The sequence below is a fragment of the Streptomyces sp. NPDC020845 genome (assembly GCF_044334165.1).
Classification (GTDB): domain Bacteria; phylum Actinomycetota; class Actinomycetes; order Streptomycetales; family Streptomycetaceae; genus Streptomyces.
In genome coordinates this window covers 163,228-187,294 of the sequence record NZ_JBIRSJ010000016.1, presented here as the reverse complement: position 1 = coordinate 187,294, position 24,067 = coordinate 163,228, and the positions used below count along the sequence as shown (strand labels likewise).

The window sequence follows — 24,067 nt, the reverse complement described above, 5'->3', positions numbered from 1 at the left end:
CCGTTGCGGCCCAAATGGGGAACCCCGCCCCGGGGCCCGGGGCTACGCTGGGGAGGCCACTTCCGTCCCTGCTAGGTAGGCCATGGGCGAACGCGAGACCCGACGCAACGGCTATCCGCTGACGATCCCCGATGCGCTGCTCCAGAGCGAGGCCGTGCAGCGCGCCTGCGCCGTCCGGGACTTTCAGGAGATCTTCCGTCTCGTCAACCGGCGCACCGGTTCGAGTCACGCGGACATCGCAGCCGCTATCGGCAAGATGACGAGCGCCCGCGTCAGTGACGTGATTCGAGGCGTGAGGCGAATCCGAGGACAGGCGGTCATCGAACGTATCGCCGATGGTTTCGGCATCCCTGGCGCAATGCTCGATCTGCCGAGGCGACCATGGGAGGCTTCTCTGGAAACAATTGGCGGAACCAGCAAGATCCGTAGTGGCGTTGGGGCCATGGGCGAGTCCGAGGATAAAGCACGGAATCAGTATGTGCAGGAAAATCCCGGAAGTCTCGACCTAATAGCGGTGGCTGGACTCCGGCAACAGGTGCGAACCCTTGACGAACGCTACGTGACGGAGCCGTCTACAGCACTGATCGCCGCGACTGGGCAGCATTTAGGGCAGCTCGCGCACTGGCATAACCATGCGACTACTTACACTATTTGCCGGGATCTATGGGCGGCCCAGGCTGAAGCATCAACTTTGATGGGCCAATTGGTGTGGGATGCCTCCGGAAGGACCGACCATGCCACTGCCCGCATCTACTTCTCCCAAGCCATTGAAGCAGCGCGCCAGTTACGCGACCCGGTCGCTGAGGGGCTAGCCTTGCTGCGCACCTCTTTCGTTGCTCTCTACGGGGAGCGGAACCCTCGTGACGGCCTGGAGCTGGCACAGAAAACCGCTGCCACAACGAGAGGCGCCAGCCACGTACTTAGTGGCCTGGCCGTATTGCACGCAGCTGAAGCCCATGCCATGCTGCAAGAACGGCGAGATTGCGAAAAAGCGTTAACCGAAGCTGAGCAACATTTTGACCAAGTGGTCGCCGGTGACGCCGCCGCACCACTGTTTTCCTCCAGTCAATTTGGTGGATTGGCCGGTTCATGCTTCCTGTTCCTCAATGACGCCACCCGCGCCCAATCGGCTCTGGAGGAGACCGCCAATATTTTGCGTGATGGCTCGAAAGCTCACGCCATCACACTGGGAAATCTGGCGCTCGCCTACATTCATCAACACAAGATTGATGAAGCAATTGACGCACTCTATTCGGCAATTGACATTGTGGAGTGTCACCGGGGCGGCGGCGGGCTCAACCTCGCATTTCAGGCAGGCCGTGCACTAAAACCGTGGCGAGACGTCCCAGCGGTACATGACCTCCACGACCGGCTTATGAGCCTCATCGCGGCCGCATAAAGCAAAAGAGGTAACGGTGAACAGTGCACAAACCCAAGAGGCCAAACAAGCCGTCCGTGAACATGTATGGGCACTGCTGGAACGCGAGGACGCGGCACCCGAAGGCGTGGCAGGCCATATCCCAGACTTCGCGGGCGCAGACGCCGCCGCCCAACGTCTCGCCGAACATCCCGTCTGGCAGGCCGCGCGCGTCATTAAGGCTGTTCCGGATTTGGCCCAGTTGCCTGTGCGCGCCCGGGCCCTCCAAGACGGCAAGCAGCTTTATATGGCCTCCCCCAAACTCGCAAGCGAAAAGCCGTTCTACCTCCTGGCCCCCGAAAAACTCACAGTACCGCCGCACGAGGCTGCCGCACACCGCACTGCAGCAAAAGTTGCACGGCCCGTGGACTTGGATGAGATGCCGCCAGTCGACTTGATTGTATGCGGGAGCGTGGCCGTTAACCTCGAGGGTGTGCGACTCGGCAAGGGCGCTGGCTACTCCGATATCGAAGTAGCCCTGCTTCAAGAATCCGGTCTCATAGGCCCGGACACGATCATTGCGACTACCGTCCACCCCCTTCAAATATTGGACGAGATACTGCCAGAAGCCGACCACGACTTTCGCGTAGACCTCATTATCACCTCAGATGAAACCATTGAATGCCCGTCGCGTCCCCGTCAGCACAGCATCATATGGAAACATCTCGCTCCGGACGCCGTCGCGGCGATTCCGGCGCTTGCGACGCGCAAGCGGACCAGCGGGCAGTGATGATTCCCCGCCTCATGGCCATCCAGCACCAACGCCAGTGACTTACGCGGGCGACGCCTGGGTTTGCGGTGAGTTTGGGACACGGGCACGCCGTGACGTCGGCGTGCCCGTGTCCCAAACTCACCGCAAAGTCAATGGCATTGCATCCAGCACGCATAAGGCGAGGAGTTGAACCGGAATTGCACGGCGCAGCCGACGGTTACTGCACGGCCCTTGGAGCATAAGCGGCGATCAACCTAGATCAAGCGCCCTCTTAACGCCCGTCCGCCTCCGCGGGCGGGGCGAAACCAGAACCCCCGTCAGGAAGCATGACCATGCGTACGGCCATGCGGCGAGAGTCGGGGCGCCGGCTGCCTGGCTCCGTCACGTACTTGTGCAGCAAGGTCCGGTACTCCTCGACGAACGCCGTCACCTGGTCCTTCGTCATCCAGAGGCCAGAGCGGTAGATCTGATTCCACCCTGCCGAAGTGTCATAGCCGGCGTATGCCTTGACGACCAGGTTCAGGTCCTGCGTCATCTTGAGCGCGCCGATCTCCAGCGCGGCCTCGCGCTCGTCGGCTGTCATCGCCAGCCCCGGGGGCGTGAAGATGTCCGCCATAAGCGATTTCCACCAGCGTTCCCGGCCGTTGGACCGCTCCTCGATCTCGGCGATCAGCTTGAGATCGGCGAGCTTGCGCAGGTGGTAACTGGTCGTGCCAGTGCTCTCGCCGAGCGCCTTGGCGACGCTGGTGGAGTTCGCTTCACCATGCTCGCCGAGGTAGCTCAGGATGTCGCGGCGCACCGGGTTGGACAGCGCCTTGGAGAATGCTTTGAGGTCCGGGCCGGTAAGAACTCGTGTCTCGGGACGCTCAGCCATGTCGCCACCCTACTGCAGAGAGTCTCTGCAGTGATTGCAGAGATTTTTTGCAGAAAGTCTCTGCAGGGGCTACGGTGGCAGGCATGGCGGTCCACGGATGGGCCGAACACTCGGGGGCGAGATGCAGAAGGAAATGATCAAGAGGGCGCTCGCGACTGCAGACATACCGCAGGTGGCAGCTACCGCTTGGACGGCTATCGCATCGGAGGGGGCCACTCGTGTCTGACTCGCTGAATGCCCGGATGCGCGACGACATCGACGACCAGGTCGCCGAAGCCTTCGACGCGTATCTGGCGGACCGCCTGGCCGAGCCGGGTCCCCTCCGTACCGCACTGGCCACCAGGCGCAATGCAGGGGTGGTGCTGGGCACGATCAGTCTGGGCGCCTTCGCTACAGCATGGGCGCCGACCGGCGTCACGGTCGTCTGCTGGGTTTGGGGCGCAATCGCCTTCGTCGACGTGGCTTGGCTACTGACTGCTCGCCGCCATTGACGCGCTGCCCAGAAGATCGGCTCAGCGTTCCTCTCGGCTTCTTCACAGCAGACGGCGATGCCCGGGCAACTGGACTTGTCCGCCGTGGCGGCTGCCCCGACCCGGATGCCACCCGCCCCTCGGCCACTGGGATTTATGGGACATCCTCAGACGACCCGGCTACGACGTGGCTTGCGGTGGGACGGTGGAGTGTGCTGCTGCCCCAGGGGGTTCTACGATCCCGTCGCCGCATCAGACGGGCTGTCCTGCTGTCCGATCCGGCGGATCGCCTCCAGCGGGTAGGGGGTCTCCCGGCTCTCCTCCTGGAGCCTGCGGAAGAAGTCCCACATCACCGCGGCGATCGGCGCATGGCGGGCGATGATCGCCGCGGCCGCCTCCGGGATTCCCGTGGGGCGCTCGCCTTCGGCGCACGCGCGCACCAGCGCGTAGCGCTCGTCCCACCCGTACCCGTACAGGGCGGTGACCAGCCAGTACACCAGGTACGAGGCCGTGTAGCAGCGGTCGTGGCTCCGGTGCCGGTCGTGGAAGGCGGCCTCGTCCTGGGACAGGTCGAAGCGGGAAGAGAGCGCGAGGCCGTAGTCCGCGAAGTACAGGCGGCGGCCGTCGGTCAGGATGTTCTTGAAGTGGGCATCGAAGTGCAGCAGCCCGCGGGCGCTCATGAACGAGGTGCCGGCTTGCAGCTCGTTGTCCACCATGGCGCAGGCCCGCTCGGCCACCTCGTCACCGGCTCCGATCTGGACGCCCAACCAGTCGTGCAGGTTCTGCGGGATGTACTCCAGGAACAGCGTGAGGCTCGCCGTGGACTGCTGGAGAGCCTCGATCCGGCGGCGTACCCACGATCCGCCTCCCCAGTAGGCGACAGCTCGTTCCACATCGGCCAGTTCCTCGGGAAGTGGCTGGCCAGGGCCTGGTAGCACGCGCCAGTGGTACATCAGGGGGAAACCCTCGGAGTCTCCCGCGATCACCCAGTTCGTCGTCATGGTGTGCATGGCCGGCTCCCGCCAGGCGCCGAAGCCCGGGCCGCCGATACCGTACTGACAGAAGGAGGGCACTTTGAACAAATTCGCCGTGGAGTGAACGTTCTCCGGCCGTCGCTCCAGGTCGGTTAGGGGTACCTGCTTGGCGAAGACCGAGATTCCGTCGACCTCCAGCAGTACGGTCTTCCCGCCGATGCCGGAACCGATCGGTGTCGCGGCGTCCACGAGCTCGTGCAGTTTGCGATCACTGCATAGCGCCAGCGATGTGGAAACGGCACCGTGGGCGGCCAGGCGAGCACCGCGGGACATGTCAGGGCTCTTCACCTATGCCTCCAGCCAGCCACCCGCCTCTCGTGCAACCACTTCAACGAACACCCGGGCAGGAGCTGTTCGCGACCCTCTCACGTGGAGGGCGATGATCCGCTGCTGGGGCCCCGGCGGCTGCCGCAGCGCCCAGTGAACTGGCCCATTTCTTGAAGTGGGCCAGAGCCCGCAGATCAATGACAAAGCCACGAAGCATGAGTCGGCGCGTCACTGCTCATCCAGGGATCCCTGCCGGGCAAGGAACTCCTCGAACGCCGCCTTCTGCTTCGGATCCATGAAGCCTTGGCGGACATTGCGGGCCTTCTCCTGGAGCCAGTGCGCCTCGTCGGGGTCCAGTAGCTCGGCGACCACCACGCCTTTGCGAGCAACCGCCGTGCGCCCTCCTACACGACGGCGAAAGAGCGTGAACGCGCCGAATTCCGCTGGGTGGGCCAGCTCCGGCTCCTCCGCCACAGCCTGGTTCTCGTCCCCAGCGTCACTCGTCGGGTAGGCGGTGGGGGCCCAATGTTCCCAGAGCGCCAGCGTGGCCGCGGGCACTAGCACCGCGCGTTCCGCCTCTTCACGCCCCTCCCACATGAACGTGACCGTGATGGGCTCACCGACCGCCTCGGCCAACCCGAGCACCCTCTCCATCTCATCGTTGATCGGGTAACCCGCCACTACATCGATCTGAATGCCCATGGTGCCTGAGGCTACTGGCCGCTTCCGACATGCCTGCCAGGACCTAACCCGCCGCGCCCACCATGCGCAGCGCCAGCCCGGCGTAGAGCTCGCCGACCTCGTCGGGGGTGCTGCGGCCGCGGGGGTTGAACCAGCGGGCTACGTCGATGCACAGCGACAGGACGGCGACGGTGGTGCCGCGGGCATCGGTGACGTCGAAGTCGCCCGCCTTCACCCCGTCCTCGACGATCGCGCGCACCGCGCCGTCCGAGGCCCGCCGCATCGCGGTGATCTCGGCGGCGTGGTCCTCGGCGAGCGCGCCGAGCTCGTACTGGACGACGCGGGCGGTGGTGTGGTGCTCGGCGTGCCAGCGGACGAAGGCGCGTACGGCGTGGGCGAGCCGTTCGGCGGGGGTGCCGGCGCCGTCCCTGGCCTCCTCGAGGATGTCGAGCGCGAACCGGTGGCCGACCTTGCTGATCTGGTAGAGCAGCTCTTCCTTGGTCTTGTAGTGGATATAGAGCGCGGCGGGGCTCATACCGGCGCGGCCCGCGATATCGCGGGTGGTGGTGGCGTGGTAGCCGCGCTCGGCGAAGGCGTGCACCGCGGCGGTCATCAGCCGCCGGGCTGCGTCCGGGGTGATGTCGCGCCACGCCTCGGGGGTGCCCTCGGTGTTCTTCGCCTCCGCACTCATGGCGGACACCCTACATGCCGGTGAGCAAGCGCTTAGCTTCATAGCAAACGCTTGGCTTCACTCGGGCGGCTCAGCCGGGCGGGCGCGCACCGCGTGGCTCGGCAGCAGGCTCGGCAGCGGGCTCGGCCGACGGCTCCGTACGGGGCGCGGGCGCCCCGGCCGGGGCGGGTGGCGCGGCGCCACGCCCAGTGGGGCGTATCGCGACGCCCGCGGAGGCGAGCAGCAGCACGCCGAGCATCACAAAGGGCGCGGCGGTCCCCGCGAGCCCCGCCAGCAGGCCCGCGGCGGCGGGGGCGGCGACCTGGCCGAGGCGGTTGCCGGTCAGCCGCAGCGCCAGGGCGGTGGAGCGGGCCCCGTCCGGGGCGGCCTGGACGACAGTGGTCATGGACAGCGGCTGGCCGACGCCGAGGCAGAAGCCGAGCGCGGCCAGCAGGATCCCGAGCCCCCAGGCGGGCACCGGCAGGGCGAGCGCCGCGCACAGCAACCCGGCCCCCAGGCAGCTGACGGCCATCAGGACCGTGCGGCCCATCAGCCGGATCATCGGGGTCATCACGAGCCGGCAGGCGACGGTGGCGGCGGCGCGCACGCTCAGCAGCAGGCCGATGACCGCGGGCGCGATGGACCGCTGTTCGCCGACGACGGGGAGGTAGGCGGTGAGGATGTCGGTGGCGGACAGCACGGCGAGGCTGATGAAGATGCCGGAGGCCACGCCCCGGGTGCGCAGGATGCCGACCACGGAGACCCGGCCGGAGCGCGCCCCGCCACCCTCGGAGCGGTCGGATGCCCCGGCCCGCGTACGGTCCGCCGCCGGTGTGCGGTGCTCGATGCGCCACAGGGACGTGACCGCGAAGGCCGCGACGACGGCGGATACGAAGAGCGCGGCCGCGCTGGTCCTGGCCAGGGCGTCCGCGTGCTCGGAGACCACCTGCCCGGCGGCGATGGGGCCGATGAGCTGGCCGAGGGAGGCGCCGATGGTGAAGTGGCCGAAGTTGCGGTCCTGGTCCTCCGGGGCGCTCTGCCGGGCCACCAGGGACTGGGCGCCGATCACAAAGGACAGATGGCCCAGGCCCATCACCCCGCTCCAGATGGCCATCTCCAGCAGCGACCCGGCCCGGCCGCTGAGTGCGCAGCCGGTCGCGATCAGCGCGACCCCGGTGGGCAGCAGCGGGGCGCAGCGCCCGTGGTCGGTGCGGCGCCCCAGCGGTACGGCGGCGAACAGCGGCAGCAGGGCGTAGACGCCGGCGATCACGCCGACCGCTCGGGCGTCGGCACCCAGCGCGAGAGCCCGGTAGGAGACGGCCGGCCGGGCCATGCTCACCGCCCCCTGTGCGAAGGCGAAGGCGATGACCAGGCGCAGCAGCCAGCCCCTACCGGGCTCTCGTATCTTCACGGGTCAGATGATGCCGAACAGCAGACCCGCGCCGAGCACCACCAGCGAGGTGAGCGCCGCCCACTTCACCACGAAGCGGGTGTGGTCGCCGAACTCGACCTTCGCCATGCCGACCAGGACGTAGACGGCCGGGACCAGCGGGCTGGACATGTGCAGGGCCTGTCCGACCAGGGAGGCGCGGGCAATCTCGACCGGGTCGACCCCGTGGGCGGCGCCGGCCTCGGCGAGGATCGGCACGATGCCGAAGTAGAAGCCGTCGTTGGACATGAAGTAGGTCAGCGGGATGGACAGGATGCCGGTGACCAGGCCCATGTGCGGGCCCATTCCGTCCGGGATCCCGTCGACCAGCCAGCGGGCCATGTGCTCGACCATGCCGGTGCCGGTGAGCACGCCGGTGAAGACGGCGGCGGCGAAGACCATGCCGGAGACGTTGACGACGTTCTCGGAGTGGGCCGCGATACGGGCCTTCTGGTCGGCGACGCTCGGGAAGTTGACGGTGAGCGCGATGGCGGCGCCGAGCAGGAACAGGACCGGGATCGGCAGGTCCTCGCGGATCATCATGGTCAGCAGCGCGATGGTGAGGGCCGCGTTGAACCAGTACAGCTTGGGGCGCAGGGTGGCCCGGTTGGGGTCGAGCCCCTGGTGCTCGTCGTCGCCGTCCTCGGCCGCCCCGGCCGCCCCGTGCGTCTCGGGCGCCTCGGCGTCGGTGCCGCCGCCCGCACCGCCGGTGACCTTCTTGCCCTTACGGCCCTTGGCACCGGAACCGGCGCCGACCAGCACCGTCTCGGGGTCGGCGGTGACGTCCTCGAGGGTCAGCGTCCCCAGGCGCTTGCGCTCGCGCAGGCCGAGGCCGTAGGCGAGGGCGAAGACGAAGAGCAGGCCGGCGGCGAGGGCCGGGATCATCGGCACGAAGATGTCGCTGGCGTCCAGCTTGAGCGCGGCGGCGGCGCGGGCGGTGGGGCCGCCCCAGGGGAGCGTGTTCATCACGCCGTTGGCCATGGCGGCGACACCGGTCATGACCACCAGGCTCATCTTCAGCCGCCGGTACAGCGGCACCATGGCCGACACGGTGATCATGAAGGTGGTGGAGCCGTCGCCGTCGAGCGAGACGATCGCGGCGAGTATGGCGGTGCCGACGACCACCCGCATCGGGTCGGCCTTGCAGAACCGCAGGATGACCCGGACGATCGGGTCGAAGAGGCCGACGTCGATCATCACCCCGAAGTAGATGATGGCGAACATCAGCATGGCCGCGGTGGGCGCGAGGTCACCGACGCCCTTCAGGACGTAGTCCCCCAGATGCGCCCCCTTCCCGACGATGACGCAGAAGAGTGCCGGGATGAGCACCAGCGCGCCCATCGGGGTCATCTTCTTCATCATGATCAACACCAAGAAGGTGGCGATCATGACGAATCCGAGGATTGTCAGCATATTTGGCTACCTCACGTTCACCTTTGAACTCCCCCAGAACTGGCGGTCGAGGTGACGTTAGGTGGCGCAACTTTCCGTTAACAAGGTCTTGACGCGTGAGCAATAAGCGCAAAACCCCAGGTCAGCGGAGTGAGCGTGTCTTGGCGCGCTGTGCGGGCTGGACTGAGGAGCCGCGCAGCGACGAAGGAGCGAGCAGTGACGAGGGAAGCCCGCGCGTAGAAGCGCGCCGAGACTGAGCGGGAGAAGGGGTGAGGGTCGGGTCAGCCCGCGGAGGTGACCACCGTCAGCTGCACCGGGCAGCCGTTGAGCACCGCGGTGCCGGACAGCGGATCGAGCCGGGAGCCGTCGAGGAGCTGATTGACATTCACCCCGGCATGCGCCGCCGCGACCGACATCCGGGTGCCGGGCCGGTCGTGCCCCCAGCCGTGCGGCAGACTGACCACCCCGGTCCGTACCGCGTCCGTCACCTCCACCGGCGCCTCCAGCTCCCCGCCGTCCCCCTTGACCCGCACCAGACCGCCGTCGGCCACGCCCAGCCGGGCCGCGTCCTCGGGGTGCAACTGGAGGGTGCAGCGGTTGCTGCCGCCGACCAGCGCGGGGATGTTGTGCATCCAGCTGTTGTTGGAGCGCAGATGGCGCCGGCCGACCAGCACCAGCCCGTCGGCGCGCCCGCCCAGCGCCCGGCGCAGCCGCTCCACCTCGGCGGCCATCGGCTCCGGGCACAGCTCGACGGTGCCGCTGCGGGTCCTGAGCAGGCCGGGCAGTTGGGGGCGCAGCGGCCCCAGGTCGATGCCGTGGGGGTGGGCCAGCACCTTGGCCAGGGTCAGCCCGTCGGGGTCGGCGCCGAAGCCGTCGCCGTACGGGCCGAGCCGCAGCATCATGTCCAGCCGCCGCTCGTCGCCGCCGACCCCGGTGAGATGGGCGGCGAGCTCTCCCCGGTCGCGTCCGTACACCGGCGAACCGGGGTCGGCCACGGCCTTGCCGAGGGCCGCGTCGATCGCCATGGCGTCCACGGCCGCCGGGTCGGCGCCGCCGTGCCCGCCCGCGCACAGCACCAGCCGCGCCAGGATCTCGGACTCGCTCAGCCGGTCCGCGTCCAGCGGCACGGCGGGGCGGCTGTAGCGGACCTGGTTGCGGACGGCGAGGGTGTTGAAGGCGAAGTCGAAGTGGGGGCTCTGGCTGGGCGGAGGCGGCGGCAGGACGACGTGCGCATGGCGCGAGGTCTCGTTCAGATACGGGTCCACGCTCACCATGAAGTCGAGCCCGGCCAGCGCCCGGTCCAGCCGGTCGCCGTCCGGCGCGGAGAGCACGGGGTTGCCCGCTATCACGATCAGCGCCCTGACCTGCCCCTCCCCCGGCGTCTCGATCTCCTCGGCCAGCGCGGCCGCGGGCAGCTCGCCCTTCGCCTCGGGGTGCCCGCTCACCCTGCTGCGCCAGCGGCCGAGCGCGAACCCCTTCCCGGGGCGCGGCGGGCGCGGCGCCCTGCCGGTGGCGGAGAGCGGGAACATGGCCCCGCCGGGCCGGTCGAGGTTGCCGGTGAGGGTGTTCACCACGTCGACCAGCCAGCTGGTGAGGGTGCCGAACTCGACGGTGGTGGAGCCGATCCGCCCGTAGACGACGGCGCGCGGCGCGGCGGCGAGCTCGCGGGCGAGCGTACGGATCTCCTCGGCGGGCACGTCGCAGGCCGCGGCCACCGCCTCGGGCGTGAAGTCCGCCGCGAGCCGCCGCACCTCGTCCACGCCCGTCACGCCCGCCGCCAGCTCGCCGTCCCGCTCCGGCGCCACCAGGTCCTCCGCGAACAGCACCCGCACCACCGCGAACAGCAGCAGCGCGTCCGTACCGGGCCGGATGGCCAGATGCCGGTCGGCGGCCTCGGCCGTACGGGTGCGGCGCGGGTCGACCACGGTCAGCCGCCCGCCGCGCCGCCGCAGGGCCCGCAGCCGCCCGGGGAAGTCGGGGGCGGTGCACAGGCTGCCGCCCGAGTCCAGCGGGTTGGCGCCGATGATCAGCAGGTGGTCGGTGCGGTCCAGGTCGGGCACCGGGATGGCGTTGGCGTCGCCGAAGAGCAGCCCGCTGGAGACATGCTTGGGCATCTGGTCGAGGGTGCTGGCGGTGAAGACGTTTCGGGTGCCGAGCGCGCCGAGCAGCAGCGGCGGATACAGCCCGCCGGCCATGGTGTGGACGTTCGGGTTGCCGAGGAATATGGCCGCCGCCTGCGGCCCGTACCGCTCGATCAGCGGCCGCAGCCCGGCCTCCACCGCGGCGAACGCCTCGTCCCAGCCCGCCGGCTCCAACCGCCCGCCGCGCCGCACCAGCGGCCGGCGCAGCCGGTCCGGGTCCGCGTCGAGCCGGCCGAAGGACGCGCCCTTGGGGCAGATGAAGCCGTGGCTGAAGACATCGGCACCGTCCCCGCGCGCCCTGGTGACCCGCCCCTCCTCGATGGTCAGGGTCAGCCCGCAGGTGGCCTCGCACAGCGGGCAGATGCGCAGAGCGGTACGGCTCATCGGTCCCTCCTGGGGACGGCGGCGGCAACGGTGACGCGACGGCTCCTCACCCTACCGACTGGTACGCATGTGGGGGAGGGTGAGCGTTCAGTCGAGCACCCCCGCCAGATACGAGCGCAGCAGCTCCTTGGTCTCGGCCACGATCACCGGGTCACCCTCCGGGTCGACGCGGAACGCCAGCCGCAGCAGCGCGTCCGCCGTCTCGACGGCGAGCAGGAACGCCACCCGCACCCGCTCCCCCGCCTCGCCGGACTCCTCAAGACCCAGCCGCTCGCCCAGGAGCCCGCGCAGCCGGTCCGCGACCAGGTGGTTGGGCTGCTCGGGCGGGGCGGTCACGGGCACCGGCATGCCGAACTCGACCAGCGCGAAGCCCGGCGCCCCGCGCTTCATCGCCAGATACTCGTCGACCACCACATCCATGGCCTCCCGCCAGCCCCCGCCGTCCGTACCCGACTTCGCCAGGCGCTCGGTGACGCGGGCGGCGTACTGGTCGAGATTGCGGTGGGCCAGGGCCTCGGCCATCGCCCGCTTGTTGGAGAAGAAGCGGTAGACGGAGCCGATGGGCACGCCGGCGCGCTCGGCGACAGCGCGGGTACTCAGGTCCTCATAGCCGGTCTCGTCGAGGAGTTCGGCGCAGGCGTCGAGGATCCGGCCGAGGCGCTCGGCGCTGCGGCGTTGGACGGGGGCGCGGCGGAGGGGCGGTATGGGCACGCCACCATCCTGCCCGATCATTGACGCACCCGGTTTCGATTCCTATGGTCATACAGAGGAATCAAAACCCCGAGTGACCGAGTGACCAAGTGGCGGGAGCCGGACGATGAGCGGCGGTACGGACATCGAGCGGGCGCGCAAGACGGCCGAAGGGCTGGTGTACTCCTCCGGATTCGGCAATGAGCACAGCAGCGAGGCCGTCGCCGGCGCGCTGCCCATCGGCCGCAACTCCCCCCAGCGCGCCCCGCTCGGGCTGTACGCGGAGCAGTTGAGCGGCACCGCCTTCACCGAGCCGCGCGCCCATAACCGCCGCTCCTGGCTGTACCGCATCCGCCCGTCCGCCGCGCACCCGCCCTTCGTCCGCGTGGACAATGGCGCACTGCGCGGCGCGCCCTTCACCGAGTGCGCCCCGGACCCCAACCGGCTGCGCTGGGATCCGCTGCCCGAACCCGCCCCCGGCACCGACTTCCTGGCCGGCCTGTGGACGCTCGGCGGCAACGGCGACGCCACGCGCCGCTCCGGTATGGCGATCCACCTCTACGCCGCGAACGCGCCCATGGTCGACCGGGTGTTCAGCGACGCCGACGGCGAGCTGCTGATCGTGCCCCAGGAGGGCGGGCTGCTGCTGCACACCGAGTTCGGCCGGCTGCGCGCCGAACCGGGGCATATGGCGCTGGTGCCGCGCGGCGTACGCTTCCGGGTCGAGCCACTGGACCCCGCCGTACGCGGCTACGTCTGCGAGAACCACGGCCGCCCCTTCGTCCTCCCCGACCTCGGCCCGATCGGCGCCAACGGGCTGGCCGGCGCGCGCGACTTCCTGGCCCCGGCCGCGGCGTACGAGGACGCCCCGGGCCCGGTGGAGGTGATCAACAAGTTCTGCGGCAACCTCTGGTCCGCGACGTACGACCACTCCCCGCTGGACGTCGTCGCCTGGCACGGCAACCACGTCCCTTACGTGTACGACCTGCGCCGCTTCAACGTGCTCGGCTCCATCAGCTACGACCACCCGGACCCGTCGATCTTCACGGTCCTCACCTCGCCCTCGGACACCCCCGGCCTGGCGAACGTCGACTTCGTCGTCTTCGCGCCGCGCTGGCTGGTCGGCGAGGACACCTTCCGGCCGCCGTACTTCCACCGCAATGTGATGAGCGAGTACATGGGCCTGATCGAGGGCGCGTACGACGCCAAGACCGCCGGCAAGGGGGGCTTCGTCCCCGGGGGCGGCTCGCTGCACAACATGATGTCCGCGCACGGCCCCGACCGGGAGACCTTCGATCGGGCGAGCAGCGCGGAGCTGACGCCGCGGAAGGTCGACGACGGGCTGGCCTTCATGTTCGAGACCCGCTGGCCCGTGACGGCCACCCGGCAGGCGCGGGAGGCGGACCACCTCCAGCAGGGCTACGACGACGTCTGGCAGGGCCTGGAGCGGCACTTCCGGTGACCACCTTCGCCCCCGACTCCCTCACCCTGAACCGCAAGCTGCCGCTGTGGTACCAGGTCTCGCAGTCCCTGCGGGCCTCCATACTCGGCCGCGGCCCCCACGAGCCGCTGCGCCTGCCCACGGAGGACCGCCTGGCCGCCCACTACGGGGTCAGCGTCCTGACGATGCGGCAGGCCCTCAAGGAGCTGGAGTCCGAAGGACTCATCAGCCGCCACCGCCGGCGCGGCACCTTCATCGAGCCGAACGCGCGGCGCGGCGCGCCGGTACGGCTGCTGGGCTCGGTGGACACGATCGTGGCCCAGCAGTCCGGCGAGCGCACCACCGTGCTCGGCCATGGGCCCGTCCCCGTACCGGCGGAGCTCGCGGAGCACTTCCCGGGCCTGCGCGAGGCCACGTCCTACCGGCGGCTGCGGAGCGACGCGGCGGGCGGCGAGCCGACCAACTGGGCCGAGAACCTCGTCCGCCCGGAGCTCGCCGAGCGCATCGACGTGGCCGACCTGGCGCGCTGGCCGATGACCAAGGTGCTGCGGGACGCGGTGGGCGTCCGCATCAGCCGCATCACGGACACCGTCGAGGCCCGGCTGGCCGACCCGGAGACCGCCCGGCTGCTACGGGTCCCGCTGCTCAGCCCGATCCTGCACTACACGGGCGTGACCTACGACGAAACGGGCCGGGCGGTCGACGTCGCCCGCATCCGCTACCGAGGGGACCGCTTCTCGTTCACGGTCACCGTCGAGGCGCAGTGACCGCCGCCGACTGAGCGGCGCCGGGGCGGCCGGGGCGTGGGCGGCCGGCCCCGCGCCGGGGGCGCGCTCAGTGCGCGGCGCGGGGCGGCAGGGCCGTGGATACGATGCGGGGTGGGAGTGGGAGAACGTGCCGGGGGAAGGGCTGCGGTGTGACGGCGACACAGGCCACCGAGGCCGACCGGGCCGTATGGGCCGACGCACCGCTGCTGGCGGATCTGATGCCCTGGTCCGTGGGGCCGCTGCGGCTCGGGCGGGCGTGGGTGATGGGTCCGGATCCGGCGGTGCTCAAGGCGCGCTGGGAGCGGCTGGTCGGGGCCGGTGACGAGGCGGGGCGGGCGGCGCTGTTCCGGCCGACCCGCTCCCGTACGCTGCACAGCGCCGCGCCCCAGCTGCCCGGGCAGCGGACCTCCACCGCCCCGCTGGCGGGCGAGCGCGGGCCCTGCCCGGAGCCGGTGCGGGTCGCCCACGGCCCGTACGACCAGCAGTGGCTGATCCCTGACCACCGGCTGATCGACGCGGCCCGGCCCGAGTTGTGGCGGGTGGCCGACGAGCGGCAGATACACGCCGTCGAGGGGGCCGGTCCCGACCCGGGTCCGACGCTGACGTTCTCGGCGCTGCTGCCGGACGGCTACTCCCCCGCGGGCCGCCCCGGGCGGATCCGGCCCCTCTACCGCCGTCCCGGCGGCCGCGAGCCCAACCTGGCGCCGGGGCTGCTCGGCCACCTTGCGGCCGAACTGGCCCGGCCGGTGGCGGCCGAGGACTTCCTGGCCTGGGTCGCCGCGGTGGCCGGTCACCGCCCGGAGGGGTGCGCGGTACCGCTGACCGCCGACCCCGAGACCTGGGAGGCGGGGGTGGAGCTGGGTCGCAGGGCGCTGTGGCTGCATACCCGCGGGGCGCACAGCAGCGAACGCCCGCGCATGCCGGGCGGCCAGCGCCCCTACGTACGCGCCGCGCTCCCCGAGCGCGGGCTGCCCGAGACCCTGGCGTACGACCCGGACGAGGCGGCCCTGCTCCTCGGGGCGGGGCGCATCTCACCGGTGCCGCGCGGTGCGTGGGAGTTCCATGCGGGCGGGGTGCGGGTCCTGGAGACCTGGTTCGAGCGTCGTACGGCCCGTGGTGAGCCCGGCACACTGGAGGCCGTCGTCCCGGCGGCTTGGCCGCGCGACTGGACGTCCGAGCTGCTGGAGCTGATCACCGTGCTGGCGCTGCTCGCCGAGGAGCGCCCGGCGCGGCGGGCGCTGGCCGAACGGCTGGCGGCGGTGGAGCGTATGGGCCCGGCGGAGCTGGGCGAGGCGGGCGTGCTGCCGGTGCCTGCCGCGGCCCGGCGCCCGGCGTCCGTGCTGGACCATCACGAGGAGGGTCCGGGCGGGCAGTTCGCGCTGGTCTGAAGCCGGAGGCGCGGGTCGTACGGACGGGGCGCTAAGGGCGACGCACACGCCTCCGGGGCGAGGACGTGTGCGTGTGGGGGTGCCGAGCGCGTCGCGGTCCGCATCCCGGGAGAACGACCTTGGCACGGGCTCACCGGCTGGAGCGGGGCCGGAATCTCCGTGTCCGGGATGCGGACGACGACACAGCTGTCGAGGACGGCTGACGACCGCGGCGGGCCCTGGGGATGGGCCAACCGGGCCAACCGGGCTTTTCGGGCTCACCGGGCCGACCGGAATCAACCGGCCGGGCCAAGTACGCCCAAAGGCTCAGTGGCGGCTGCCGAACAGCGAACGGCGCAGCCGTCGCAGCGGTGCGAACAGCGAGACCCTGGCGCCCCTGTTCCGCTCGGTGCGCGCGTGGTCCCGTGCGGTCAGCTCCTGCATCAGCACCGTGGCGCCCTCGGCCTCCCGCTGCGGCACGGCAGGGCCGCCCAACACCGCGAGATGGCGGTCGAGCCGGGCGCTGGTCGACCCGCTCCCGCAGTTGATGGCAGGCACTCGTGGCCTGCTGCGTACTGTTATCTGCTCCATGTCACTCCCCACCCGTCGAGGGCACCCGCCCCGGGCAGAGTAACCCTACCTCGGCGAGCCGTCACCCACGCACCCCAGGTCGCTGATTCACCTCCGCGTCAAGGGCGTTGACGCGTCCATCGCGAATCATGGATCACCAAGGGCTAGTTGCACGACTGGATTCGTGGTGGGCCGGGTTGACCCGCCATCTGGTTCCAGGGTCACCGCCAGGCGCTCCGTATGCGCGCCGAAGCCGCCCGTGACCAGAGGCGTCCCTTCCCCGCTGCCCTTCAGGAGTCCGGCCGAACGAGGCGCGGCAGCCCCTCCCGGCGGCCCACCCGACGACCCTCCCTGCGACCCTTCCGGCGGGGCGTCGATCATCCAGAGCTGGTACGTCCGCCCGCCGGGCGGCGCCGGCAGCCCGGAGACGGTGACCACGGCGGCACCGAGCCGGCGCGAGGTCACGGCGTTGATGCCGCGGCCCTGGGCGTCGCGTCCGCTGACGCCATGGGCGTCCGGCGCCGACAGCACCTGTTCGACGGCGCGCGTCGCACCGCGCTCCTGGTCGAGCCGGTCGCGGGTGCGCACCAGTTCGACGCCGAGCACGGCGGCCGCGATCAGGGACAGGGCGGCGACGGCCCCGGCGAGCCGCAGGCCGAACACGGGGCGCCGAAGGTAGCCCCCGCCGCGCGCCCGCCGCCCGCCGGGCCCTGAACGGCCCGCGTGGGCGGCGCGCGCGGGCGGCGCGGCATATCCGCCGTCCGCCGCCGACTGCGTCTCCTGCGGGGTGGCCTGAGCGGCCGCCAGCACCCGCTGCCGCATCTGGGGCGGCGCCGGGGCGGCCACCGCGCGCGCCAGCCGTACCGCGCCCTGCGCCAGATCGCGCACTTCCTGGGCGCACCCCGGGCAGCGGGCGAGATGACGCTCGTACCGCCGGCGTTCCTTGGGGTCCAGCGCATTGAGGGCGTACGCGCCCGCCAGGGCGTGCGCCTTGCGCCCCCTGCCGCCCCGATACGCCGGAGCTCCGTCCGTTCGCCGGTCGGCTGACCGGTCATTGGTCATACCGCCGCTCCCAAGCACTCGCGCAGCCGCGTCAGCCCGTCCCGCATCCGCGTCTTGACCGTCCCCAACGGTACGGCCAGCCGATGCGCCACCTCCCGGTAGGAGTACCCCTCGTAGTACGCGAGGGTGACCGACTGCCGCTGCAGCTCGGTGAGTCGGGCCAGACAGCCGCGCACCCACTCGCGCTCAAGACGCCCCTCGACCGCCTCCGCCACCTGGTCGAAGGCCGGGCCCTCCGCCTGCCCGCCGACCCGCGCCTCGCGGTCGGCCGCCGAGCGGGCCGACCGCACCCGGTCCACGGCGCGTCGGTGGGCGAGGGTGAGGATCCACGCGAGCGCGGAGCCGCGGCGCGGGTCGAACCGCCCGGCGGTGCGCCAGACCTCCAACAGCGTCTCCTGCGCGACCTCCTCGGACTGCGCCGGGTCCCGCAGCACGCGCCGCACCAGCCCGTACACGGGCCCCGAGACCATGCCGTACAGGTCCTCGAACGCACGGTGGTCTCCGACGGCGACCAGCGGCAGCAGGTCGTCCGGGCCACGACGCTCACCCGCAAGCTCCTGTCCGCCCGCTCGCTCCTGTCCGCCCACCCACCCGCGTACCGGACCCCGCTCTCCCGTCTGCTCCACACTCACGCGGCAAACCCCGCTTCCTGCCATCCGTCTCAGCTGCCCCGTCTTCGGTTGCTTCGCGACGCCGCCAAAAAAAATCCACCGACCCACCAATCCGGTCGGCCGACCGCTCCGAATAGCCGGCATCAGCCTGTCCACCACACGTACGAAGGACCGACCCAGATGACCTCAATCACCAAGAGGAGTGTGGCCGCGCTCGTGGGCGGAGCGCTGGTCGCGGGAGGGCTCGCGGTGGCCGGTGTGGCCGCGCTAGGGCCCGGGGAGGCGGAGGCCTCCAGCCACCGGGAGGCGCCGCTGATCTCGGGCCAGCCGGAGTACGACACCACCGACGTCTACGCGTTCGTGAGCCCCGACAAGGCGGACACGACGACGCTGATCGCGAACTTCCTGCCGTTCCAGGACCCGGCGGGCGGCCCGAATTTCTTCAAGTTCGCCGAGGACGCCCAGTACGACCTGCGCATCGACAACGACGGCGACGCCCGGGAAGACCTGATCTACCGCTGGACCTTCAAGGACCACGTCCGTAACGAGGACACGTTCCTCTACAACACCGGCCCGGTCACCTCGCTCGACGACCACGACCTGAACTTCTTCCAGACGTACGACATCGAGCTCATCAAGATGCGCCACGGCAAGGCCGGCGAGCGCACGAAGATCGCGGACGATCTGGTCGTGGCCCCCTCGAACGTGGGCAAGGCGTCCATGCCGGACTACGCGGCCCTGCGCGACCAGGCGGTGCGCAAGGTGTACGGCGGCGCCACGGCCTTCGCCGGCCAGGCCGACGACCCGTTCTTCGCCGATCTGCGGGTCTTCGACCTGCTGTACGGCGGCGACCTGTCCGAGGTCGGCAACGACACGCTCAAGGGCTACAACGTCCAGTCGCTGGCCCTCCAGGTGCCGACCGACCAGGTGCGCGAGTCGCATGATCAGCCGGTGATCGGTATGTGGTCCACCACCCAGCGCGCGGACGCCTACGGCGACTACACCCAGGTCTCGCGGCTCGGCATGCCGTTGGTCAACGAGGTTGTCAATCCCCGTAAGGACAAGGACAAGTTCAACGCCTCGGAGCCCAAGGACGACGCGCAGTTCCTGGACAACGTGGACGACCCGGAGCTGCCCAAGCTGATCGAGCAGATCTTCAAGATCAAGGCGCAGGACGCCCCGCGCAAGGACCTCGAGCAGGTCTTCCTCACCGGGGTCCCCGACCTCAACCAGGTCAAGGGCGTCAAGGCCTCCGAGATGCTGCGCCTGAACACCTCGATCAAGCCGACCGACAAGCCCAAGCGCCTCGGCGTCCTGGACGGCGACCAGGCCGGCTTCCCCAACGGCCGCCGGCTGACCGATGACGTCCTGGACATCGCGCTTCAGGTCGTCGAGGGCGAACTGCTCGGCGAGAAGAACGACCTGGGCGACGCGGTGGACTCGAACGCCGACCAGAAGTTCGGCGGCTACTTCCCGTACATCGGGCTGCCCAACTCCGGCTCGGACGTCAAGAGCTCCACCAAGAGCGCCACGACCACGGCCGACGGCCGCACCCTGCTGAACGGCGGCTCCGGCATCGTCTCCACCTCCACCGAGGACGACAACACCCTGCTCGCCACGTCCGCCGCCGCCGGCGGCGCGGCGGTGCTGTTGCTGGCCGTCGGCCTGACCTGGCGCCGGCGCCGGCAGCGGCTGGTGCGGGTGCACACGCGCAGGCACTGATCGGGCGTGCGACGGGGGTCGGTTCCGCGCACCGGCCGGTGGGCGCGTTCGAGCAGAAATGCGAGAAGAAACGCGCCCGCCGGCCCGGACCGGCGAGCACGGGCCCGCTTCCGTACGTACATCCCGGTAGCACCGGCGCCCGCCGGCCGACACCCGAACCGTGAACGCCCATCAGAAGCCCCTCAGGAACGCAGAGCACCGAGCAGTCGCGTCCCACCGTGCATCCGAAAGGCAGCCGCAATGCCCGTCCGGCATCTCGTCCGCACCGCCGCCGTCGTCGTCACGCTCGCGACGGGGCTCACGGTCGCCGCGTTCGCCGTCGGCGGGTCCGACGACCGCCCCTCCGGCGCACGGACCACCGCCGTGCTGCCCGCCGGCCGTGCGGCGCTCGACCGGGTCAGCTCCGAGGACCTGGGGAAGAGCATCAGCGCGCTCCAGGCCCATCTGCGCGCCAAGCCCAAGGACGCGACCGGCTGGGCCACACTCGGCGCCGCCTACGTCGAACAGGCCCGCACCACCGGAGACCCCACCCGCTACCCCCAGGCGCAGAAGGCCCTCGCCCGCTCCCTGTCCGCCCAGCCGCGCGACAACGACCCGGCCCTCGCCGGCCGCGCCGCGCTCGCCGCGGCGCGCCATGACTTCCCCGGCGCGCTGCGGGACGCCGACCGGGCGCTGAAGGTCAACGCGTACAGCGAGCGGGCGCTCGCCGTCCGGGTGGACGCGCTCGTCGAACTCGGCCGGTACGACGCGGCGTACGCCGCCGCCAGGCGCGCCGACTCGCTGCGCCCCGGCATCCCCGTCTTCACCCGTCTCGCCTACGTCCTGGAGCTGCGCGGCGACCCGGCCGGCGCCCGCCGCGTACTGCTGCGCGCGCGGAAGTCGGCGACCGCGCCCGGCGACGTGGCGTACGTGGCCACGGCGCTCGGCCAGCTGGCCTGGAGCCAGGGCCAGTTCCCCCGGGCGCGCGGCCACTACGCCGACGCGCTGCGCGCCGACCCCGGCTACCTCCCCGCCCTGGAAGGCCGCGGCCGCACCCACGCCGCGGTCGGCGACCTCGACGCGGCGGCCCACGACCTGGAAGAGGTCGTACGGCGCTACCCGCTGCCCGCCGAGCTGGCCGCCCTCGGCGAGGTGTACGAGGCGCGCGGCGACCGTACCCGGGCCCGGGAGCAGTACTCCGTGGCCGCCACCTGGATCGACCTGGCGCGGGCCAACGGGGTGGCGACCGACCTCGACAGCGCGCTGATCGCCGCCGACCACGGGGACCGCGCGGAGGCGCTGCGGGCGGCCCGCGCCGAATGGGGCCGCCGGCACAGCGTGCACACCGCCGACGCGCTGGCCTGGGCGCTGCACCGGGCCGGCCGCGACCGCGAGGCCCTGACCTACGCCGAGTCCGCCGCGGCGCCGGGGTACCGCAACGCGTCGTTCCTCTACCACCGGGGGGTCATCGAGAAGTCCCTCGGCGACACCGCCTCCGCCCGCCGCCACCTCACCGCGGCCCTCGACCTCAACCCTGCCTTCTCCCCCACGGGCGCCCGCGCGGCGAAGGCGGCGCTGAAGGGGCTGGGCGGCCCCCGATGACCGATCATCAGGCGCTCGGACCACCCCGGACGGCGCAGGGGCCGAAGCCCCCGTCCACCGCACACCCGCGCCCGCACAGCCCCAACCGCACCGCAGGAGGTACCCGTCCATGAACCGGCTGATCCGGCGCGCCCGCCGCATCGGCGCCGCCGCGTCCGTGCTCTTCGGGGCGGCCGCCATCGTGGTGTTGCCCGCCGGGGCCGCCGAGGCGCATCCGCTCGGGAACTTCACCGTCAACCGCTACGACGGGCTGGTCGTCGCGCCGAGCGAGCTACGGGTCGACCATGTGGAAGACCTCGCCGAGATCCCGGCCGCGCAGGCGAAGCCGCGGATCGACAAGGACGGCGACGACAAGCTCTCCCGCCCCGAACTGGCCGCCTGGGCCGACCGGCGCTGTGCGAGCGCGGCGCGGGACGCGCGGCTGACGGTGCGGGGGCGGTCGGTGTCCGTACGGAGCGAGGGCGCGCAGGCTCGCTCGCGGGCCGGGCAGGCCGGTCTGCCGACGCTGCGCGTCGAGTGCCGGCTGACCGCCGCGCTGCCGCGCGACGGGCACGCCTCGCTCGCGTACCGTCCGGCGGACATCGGCACGGGGCCCGGCTGGCGTGAGATGACCGCGCAGGGAGACCGTATGACGCTCGCGGCCTCCGACGTGCCCACGTCCTCCGCCTCCCGGCGGCTGACCCGCTATCCGCAGGACCAGCTGTCCTCCCCGCCCGACGAGCGGACCGCCGCGCTGCGCACCGCGCCGGGCGGGCCCGCGCTCGCCAAGTCGGCGGACGAACAGTCCGAGCCGCCCGGCAGCTCCGTACTGCCGCGTGGCGTGGACCGCTGGACGCAGGCGCTCACCAACCTGGTGGCGCGGCACGACATCACGCCCTTCTTCGCCGTGACCGCGTTCGCCACCGCCATGCTGCTCGGCGCGATGCACGCCCTCGCGCCCGGCCACGGCAAGACGCTGATGGCGGCGGCCGCGGCGGCGGGCGGGCGCAGCGCGATGCGCGATGTGCTGGCGCTGGGCGCGTCGGTGACGATCACCCACACCCTCGGGGTGTTCGCACTGGGCCTGTTGGTCACGGCGGGCTCGGCGGCCGCGCCGTCGGTGATCGCGTGGCTGGGCATCGCGAGCGGGGTGCTCGTGACGCTGGCCGGGGCGGGGCTGCTGCGCAAGGCGCTGCGGCGGCGCGCTCCCGCACACCATCACCATCACCACGAGCACGAACACAAGCACGGTCATGACCACGGCCCCGCACACAGCCACGGGGACGAACACGCCCGCGCGAGCGACCACAGCCACGGGCACGGGCACGCACGCGAGCACGCGCATGAGCATGCGCCTGAACACAGCCACACGCACGAACACGAAAAGGAACACGAGCACGCCCACGTCCACTCCCACGGCGGCTTCACCCACTCCCACCCCCTCCCCTCCGGCCGCCTCACCCTGCGCGGCACCCTCCTTCTCGGCTTCGCCGGCGGGCTGGTGCCAAGCCCGTCCGCCGTGGTCGTCCTCGTAGGGGCGGCCGCGCTCGGGCAGGCATGGTTCGGGTTTCTGCTGGTGCTGGCGTACGGGGCGGGGCTCGCGCTCACACTCACGCTGGCCGGGATCGCGGTGGTGCGCCTGGGGCGGCGGGCCACGGAGCGACTGGCGGCCAGGGCGAGCGACGGTGGCCGCGGTCAGCGGGTGCTGCGTCTGTTGCATCGCGCCTCGCCCGTGGGCACGGCGGCGGTGGTGCTGGCGCTGGGCTGTGGGCTGGTGCTCAGGGGGGCGGCGACCACGCTGGGCTGACGCCGTATCGACACATACACAAGCCGCCGAGGCGGTGTACGAGGAGGCCCCGGACGTCCGTCCGGGGCCTCCCGCTCGTACATGGTGGCGAAGCAAAAAGCTTGAAAGAGCTGATCAGATCCCGTCAGCCGTGTTCAGGACGGGCAGGTAGCCGCCGGACTGGCCCGCGGCGGTCGGGTGGTAGGACTCGTCGATGGGCCAGGTGACGCTGTGCAGCCACTCGCTCCCGGAGCAGATCTCGTGCCCGGTGAACGGGGTGGCCACGTCACCGAAGACAAAGCCGTGGGCGGAGGCGCGGCCCTTGGTGACGGAGTTCAGGTAGTCCGAGGCGTTGTTGATCGCGGAGCGCTCGCTCTCGGTGAGCCCCGCGATGCAGTCGCCGCTGAGCTTGTAGAAGCGCGGGTAGCCGAGGACGACGACACGGGCGGACGGCGCCTTGGCCCGGATCGCGTCGTAGACCTGGTCCAGCTTGCCGGGCAGGGTGTTCTGGGCGTAGCTGCGGGCGTTGGCGACCGCGCTGAGGCAGTTGTCCTCGCCGGGCAGCACACAGGTGGTCATGACGTCGGCGAAGCCGGCGTCATTGCCGCCGATGCTGATGCTGACCAGGCCGGTGCTGGAGTTCAGCGGGCCGAGCTGGTTGTTGAGGACGTCGCCGGTCTTGGCGCCGGAGCAGGCCGTGAAGTTGAAGCTGGAGGGGGCGTGCGCGGCGGCCCAGAGCTTGGGGTAGGCCTTGGTGCTGCGCTTGCAGCTGCCACTCGCGGAGTCGTAGCTGCCGGAGCCGACGCCGGACGAGTAGGAGTCACCGAGCGCCACATAGGCGGGCCCGGCGGCGCTCTCCGCGGCCTGGGCCGCGCCGGCCCCGGCGAGGGCGAGCACGACACCGACGACGAATGCGCTTGCGGTGGCCGTGAGTCTGGACAGTTTCATTCAGTCTCCCTTAGCAGGATTGCTGCCGATGCTGTTGCGGCACGACCGCCCCGAAAGGGGCAATCATGTTCG

Annotated in this window: 21 protein-coding genes; 9 read left to right on the top strand and 12 right to left on the bottom strand. The window is 71.1% G+C overall.

Annotated elements, in window-relative coordinates:
* Positions 1-82 precede the first annotated feature (82 nt).
* Positions 83-1,399 (top strand): transcriptional regulator, encoded by a 1,317-nt coding sequence (locus tag ACH4U7_RS38065; protein ID WP_398532335.1) that lies wholly within the window; start codon positions 83-85, stop codon positions 1,397-1,399.
* Between the two features lie 16 nt (positions 1,400-1,415).
* Complete coding sequence (locus ACH4U7_RS38060; protein WP_398532334.1) at positions 1,416-2,147, top strand: 5-formyltetrahydrofolate cyclo-ligase; 732 nt, start codon at positions 1,416-1,418, stop codon at positions 2,145-2,147.
* A gap of 253 nt (positions 2,148-2,400) precedes the next feature.
* On the opposite strand, the gene ACH4U7_RS38055 is transcribed toward ACH4U7_RS38060, so the two are convergent.
* Complete coding sequence (locus ACH4U7_RS38055) at positions 2,401-3,003, bottom strand: ArsR/SmtB family transcription factor (protein WP_398532333.1); 603 nt, start codon at positions 3,001-3,003, stop codon at positions 2,401-2,403.
* Positions 3,004-3,221: 218 nt separating this feature from the next.
* Here ACH4U7_RS38055 and ACH4U7_RS38050 point away from each other — a divergent pair, with 218 nt between their 5' ends.
* Positions 3,222-3,494, top strand: a complete 273-nt coding sequence (locus tag ACH4U7_RS38050; RefSeq protein ID WP_398532332.1) for a hypothetical protein — start codon at positions 3,222-3,224, stop codon at positions 3,492-3,494.
* A gap of 212 nt (positions 3,495-3,706) precedes the next feature.
* Here the strand turns inward: ACH4U7_RS38050 and ACH4U7_RS38045 are convergent, their stop codons facing one another.
* The 7 genes from ACH4U7_RS38045 to ACH4U7_RS38015 all read right to left on the bottom strand — a co-directional run bounded on the left by ACH4U7_RS38045 (position 3,707) and on the right by ACH4U7_RS38015 (position 12,203).
* A complete protein-coding gene (locus tag ACH4U7_RS38045; RefSeq protein ID WP_398532331.1) occupies positions 3,707-4,780 on the bottom strand; it encodes a protein kinase family protein in 1,074 nt (357 codons plus the stop codon).
* A gap of 222 nt (positions 4,781-5,002) precedes the next feature.
* The gene (locus tag ACH4U7_RS38040) at positions 5,003-5,476 is read right to left on the bottom strand and encodes a hypothetical protein (protein WP_398532330.1); all 474 of its coding nucleotides are present in this window, start codon (positions 5,474-5,476) and stop codon (positions 5,003-5,005) included.
* 43 nt (positions 5,477-5,519) lie between these two features.
* Complete coding sequence (locus ACH4U7_RS38035; protein ID WP_398532329.1) at positions 5,520-6,146, bottom strand: TetR/AcrR family transcriptional regulator; 627 nt, start codon at positions 6,144-6,146, stop codon at positions 5,520-5,522.
* Positions 6,147-6,216: 70 nt separating this feature from the next.
* Positions 6,217-7,536 carry an MFS transporter gene (locus ACH4U7_RS38030; protein ID WP_398532328.1) on the bottom strand — a complete coding sequence of 440 codons (1,320 nt, stop codon included), beginning with the start codon at positions 7,534-7,536 and terminating at the stop codon, positions 6,217-6,219.
* Positions 7,537-7,539: 3 nt separating this feature from the next.
* Complete coding sequence (locus ACH4U7_RS38025) at positions 7,540-8,967, bottom strand: CitMHS family transporter (RefSeq protein ID WP_398532327.1); 1,428 nt, start codon at positions 8,965-8,967, stop codon at positions 7,540-7,542.
* A gap of 260 nt (positions 8,968-9,227) precedes the next feature.
* Positions 9,228-11,471: a molybdopterin oxidoreductase family protein gene (locus ACH4U7_RS38020; protein ID WP_398532326.1), complete on the bottom strand. Its 2,244-nt coding sequence runs from the start codon at positions 11,469-11,471 to the stop codon at positions 9,228-9,230.
* 87 nt (positions 11,472-11,558) lie between these two features.
* Positions 11,559-12,203, bottom strand: coding sequence for a TetR/AcrR family transcriptional regulator (locus tag ACH4U7_RS38015; protein WP_089513462.1), 645 nt, complete (start codon positions 12,201-12,203; stop codon positions 11,559-11,561).
* An 85-nt stretch (positions 12,204-12,288) separates the two neighbouring features.
* Here ACH4U7_RS38015 and hmgA point away from each other — a divergent pair, with 85 nt between their 5' ends.
* The 3 genes from hmgA (at position 12,289) to ACH4U7_RS38000 (ending at position 15,757) form a co-directional block, all read left to right on the top strand.
* Positions 12,289-13,623, top strand: coding sequence for a homogentisate 1,2-dioxygenase (hmgA, locus tag ACH4U7_RS38010; protein WP_398532325.1), 1,335 nt, complete (start codon positions 12,289-12,291; stop codon positions 13,621-13,623).
* Positions 13,620-14,369 (top strand): GntR family transcriptional regulator, encoded by a 750-nt coding sequence (locus tag ACH4U7_RS38005; protein WP_398532324.1) that lies wholly within the window; start codon positions 13,620-13,622, stop codon positions 14,367-14,369. The genes hmgA and ACH4U7_RS38005 overlap by 4 nt, the downstream gene beginning before the upstream one ends.
* A 149-nt stretch (positions 14,370-14,518) precedes the next feature.
* Positions 14,519-15,757, top strand: a complete 1,239-nt coding sequence (locus ACH4U7_RS38000) for a type ISP restriction/modification enzyme (RefSeq protein WP_398532323.1) — start codon at positions 14,519-14,521, stop codon at positions 15,755-15,757.
* Between the two features lie 306 nt (positions 15,758-16,063).
* Here the strand turns inward: ACH4U7_RS38000 and ACH4U7_RS37995 are convergent, their stop codons facing one another.
* The 3 genes from ACH4U7_RS37995 to ACH4U7_RS37985 all read right to left on the bottom strand — a co-directional run bounded on the left by ACH4U7_RS37995 (position 16,064) and on the right by ACH4U7_RS37985 (position 17,955).
* Positions 16,064-16,327: a hypothetical protein gene (locus ACH4U7_RS37995; protein ID WP_043487934.1), complete on the bottom strand. Its 264-nt coding sequence runs from the start codon at positions 16,325-16,327 to the stop codon at positions 16,064-16,066.
* A gap of 126 nt (positions 16,328-16,453) precedes the next feature.
* Positions 16,454-17,368 carry an anti-sigma factor domain-containing protein gene (locus tag ACH4U7_RS37990; protein WP_398532322.1) on the bottom strand — a complete coding sequence of 305 codons (915 nt, stop codon included), beginning with the start codon at positions 17,366-17,368 and terminating at the stop codon, positions 16,454-16,456.
* Positions 17,365-17,955, bottom strand: a complete 591-nt coding sequence (locus ACH4U7_RS37985) for a sigma-70 family RNA polymerase sigma factor (protein ID WP_398532427.1) — start codon at positions 17,953-17,955, stop codon at positions 17,365-17,367. The genes ACH4U7_RS37990 and ACH4U7_RS37985 overlap by 4 nt, the downstream gene beginning before the upstream one ends.
* A 204-nt stretch (positions 17,956-18,159) precedes the next feature.
* On the opposite strand from ACH4U7_RS37985, the gene ACH4U7_RS37980 reads away from it, so the two are divergent.
* The 3 genes from ACH4U7_RS37980 to ACH4U7_RS37970 all read left to right on the top strand — a co-directional run bounded on the left by ACH4U7_RS37980 (position 18,160) and on the right by ACH4U7_RS37970 (position 23,068).
* On the top strand, positions 18,160-19,701 hold the full coding sequence (locus ACH4U7_RS37980; protein WP_398532321.1) for a DUF4331 domain-containing protein: 1,542 nt from the start codon (positions 18,160-18,162) through the stop codon (positions 19,699-19,701).
* A gap of 240 nt (positions 19,702-19,941) precedes the next feature.
* Positions 19,942-21,282, top strand: coding sequence for a tetratricopeptide repeat protein (locus ACH4U7_RS37975; RefSeq protein ID WP_398532320.1), 1,341 nt, complete (start codon positions 19,942-19,944; stop codon positions 21,280-21,282).
* A 109-nt stretch (positions 21,283-21,391) separates the two neighbouring features.
* A complete protein-coding gene (locus ACH4U7_RS37970; protein WP_398532319.1) occupies positions 21,392-23,068 on the top strand; it encodes a sulfite exporter TauE/SafE family protein in 1,677 nt (558 codons plus the stop codon).
* Positions 23,069-23,182: 114 nt separating this feature from the next.
* On the opposite strand, the gene ACH4U7_RS37965 is transcribed toward ACH4U7_RS37970, so the two are convergent.
* Entirely contained in the window at positions 23,183-23,995 is an 813-nt protein-coding gene (locus ACH4U7_RS37965; RefSeq protein WP_398532318.1) for an SGNH/GDSL hydrolase family protein, read from the bottom strand.
* Positions 23,996-24,067 lie beyond the last annotated feature (72 nt).

What these genes read in the sequence shown, in the direction of transcription:
- ACH4U7_RS38065 (WP_398532335.1), top strand. Translation starts at nt 83, where the DNA reads ATGGGCGAACGCGAGACCCGACGCAACGGCTATCCGCTGACGATCCCC.
- ACH4U7_RS38055 (WP_398532333.1), bottom strand. Translation starts at nt 3,003, where the DNA reads ATGGCTGAGCGTCCCGAGACACGAGTTCTTACCGGCCCGGACCTCAAA.
- ACH4U7_RS38045 (WP_398532331.1), bottom strand. Translation starts at nt 4,780, where the DNA reads ATGTCCCGCGGTGCTCGCCTGGCCGCCCACGGTGCCGTTTCCACATCG.
- ACH4U7_RS38040 (WP_398532330.1), bottom strand. Translation starts at nt 5,476, where the DNA reads ATGGGCATTCAGATCGATGTAGTGGCGGGTTACCCGATCAACGATGAG.
- ACH4U7_RS38035 (WP_398532329.1), bottom strand. Translation starts at nt 6,146, where the DNA reads ATGAGTGCGGAGGCGAAGAACACCGAGGGCACCCCCGAGGCGTGGCGC.
- ACH4U7_RS38025 (WP_398532327.1), bottom strand. Translation starts at nt 8,967, where the DNA reads ATGCTGACAATCCTCGGATTCGTCATGATCGCCACCTTCTTGGTGTTG.
- ACH4U7_RS38020 (WP_398532326.1), bottom strand. Translation starts at nt 11,471, where the DNA reads ATGAGCCGTACCGCTCTGCGCATCTGCCCGCTGTGCGAGGCCACCTGC.
- ACH4U7_RS38015 (WP_089513462.1), bottom strand. Translation starts at nt 12,203, where the DNA reads ATGATCGGGCAGGATGGTGGCGTGCCCATACCGCCCCTCCGCCGCGCC.
- hmgA (WP_398532325.1), top strand. Translation starts at nt 12,289, where the DNA reads ATGAGCGGCGGTACGGACATCGAGCGGGCGCGCAAGACGGCCGAAGGG.
- ACH4U7_RS37995 (WP_043487934.1), bottom strand. Translation starts at nt 16,327, where the DNA reads ATGGAGCAGATAACAGTACGCAGCAGGCCACGAGTGCCTGCCATCAAC.
- ACH4U7_RS37990 (WP_398532322.1), bottom strand. Translation starts at nt 17,368, where the DNA reads ATGACCAATGACCGGTCAGCCGACCGGCGAACGGACGGAGCTCCGGCG.
- ACH4U7_RS37980 (WP_398532321.1), top strand. Translation starts at nt 18,160, where the DNA reads ATGACCTCAATCACCAAGAGGAGTGTGGCCGCGCTCGTGGGCGGAGCG.
- ACH4U7_RS37975 (WP_398532320.1), top strand. Translation starts at nt 19,942, where the DNA reads ATGCCCGTCCGGCATCTCGTCCGCACCGCCGCCGTCGTCGTCACGCTC.
- ACH4U7_RS37970 (WP_398532319.1), top strand. Translation starts at nt 21,392, where the DNA reads ATGAACCGGCTGATCCGGCGCGCCCGCCGCATCGGCGCCGCCGCGTCC.
- ACH4U7_RS37965 (WP_398532318.1), bottom strand. Translation starts at nt 23,995, where the DNA reads ATGAAACTGTCCAGACTCACGGCCACCGCAAGCGCATTCGTCGTCGGT.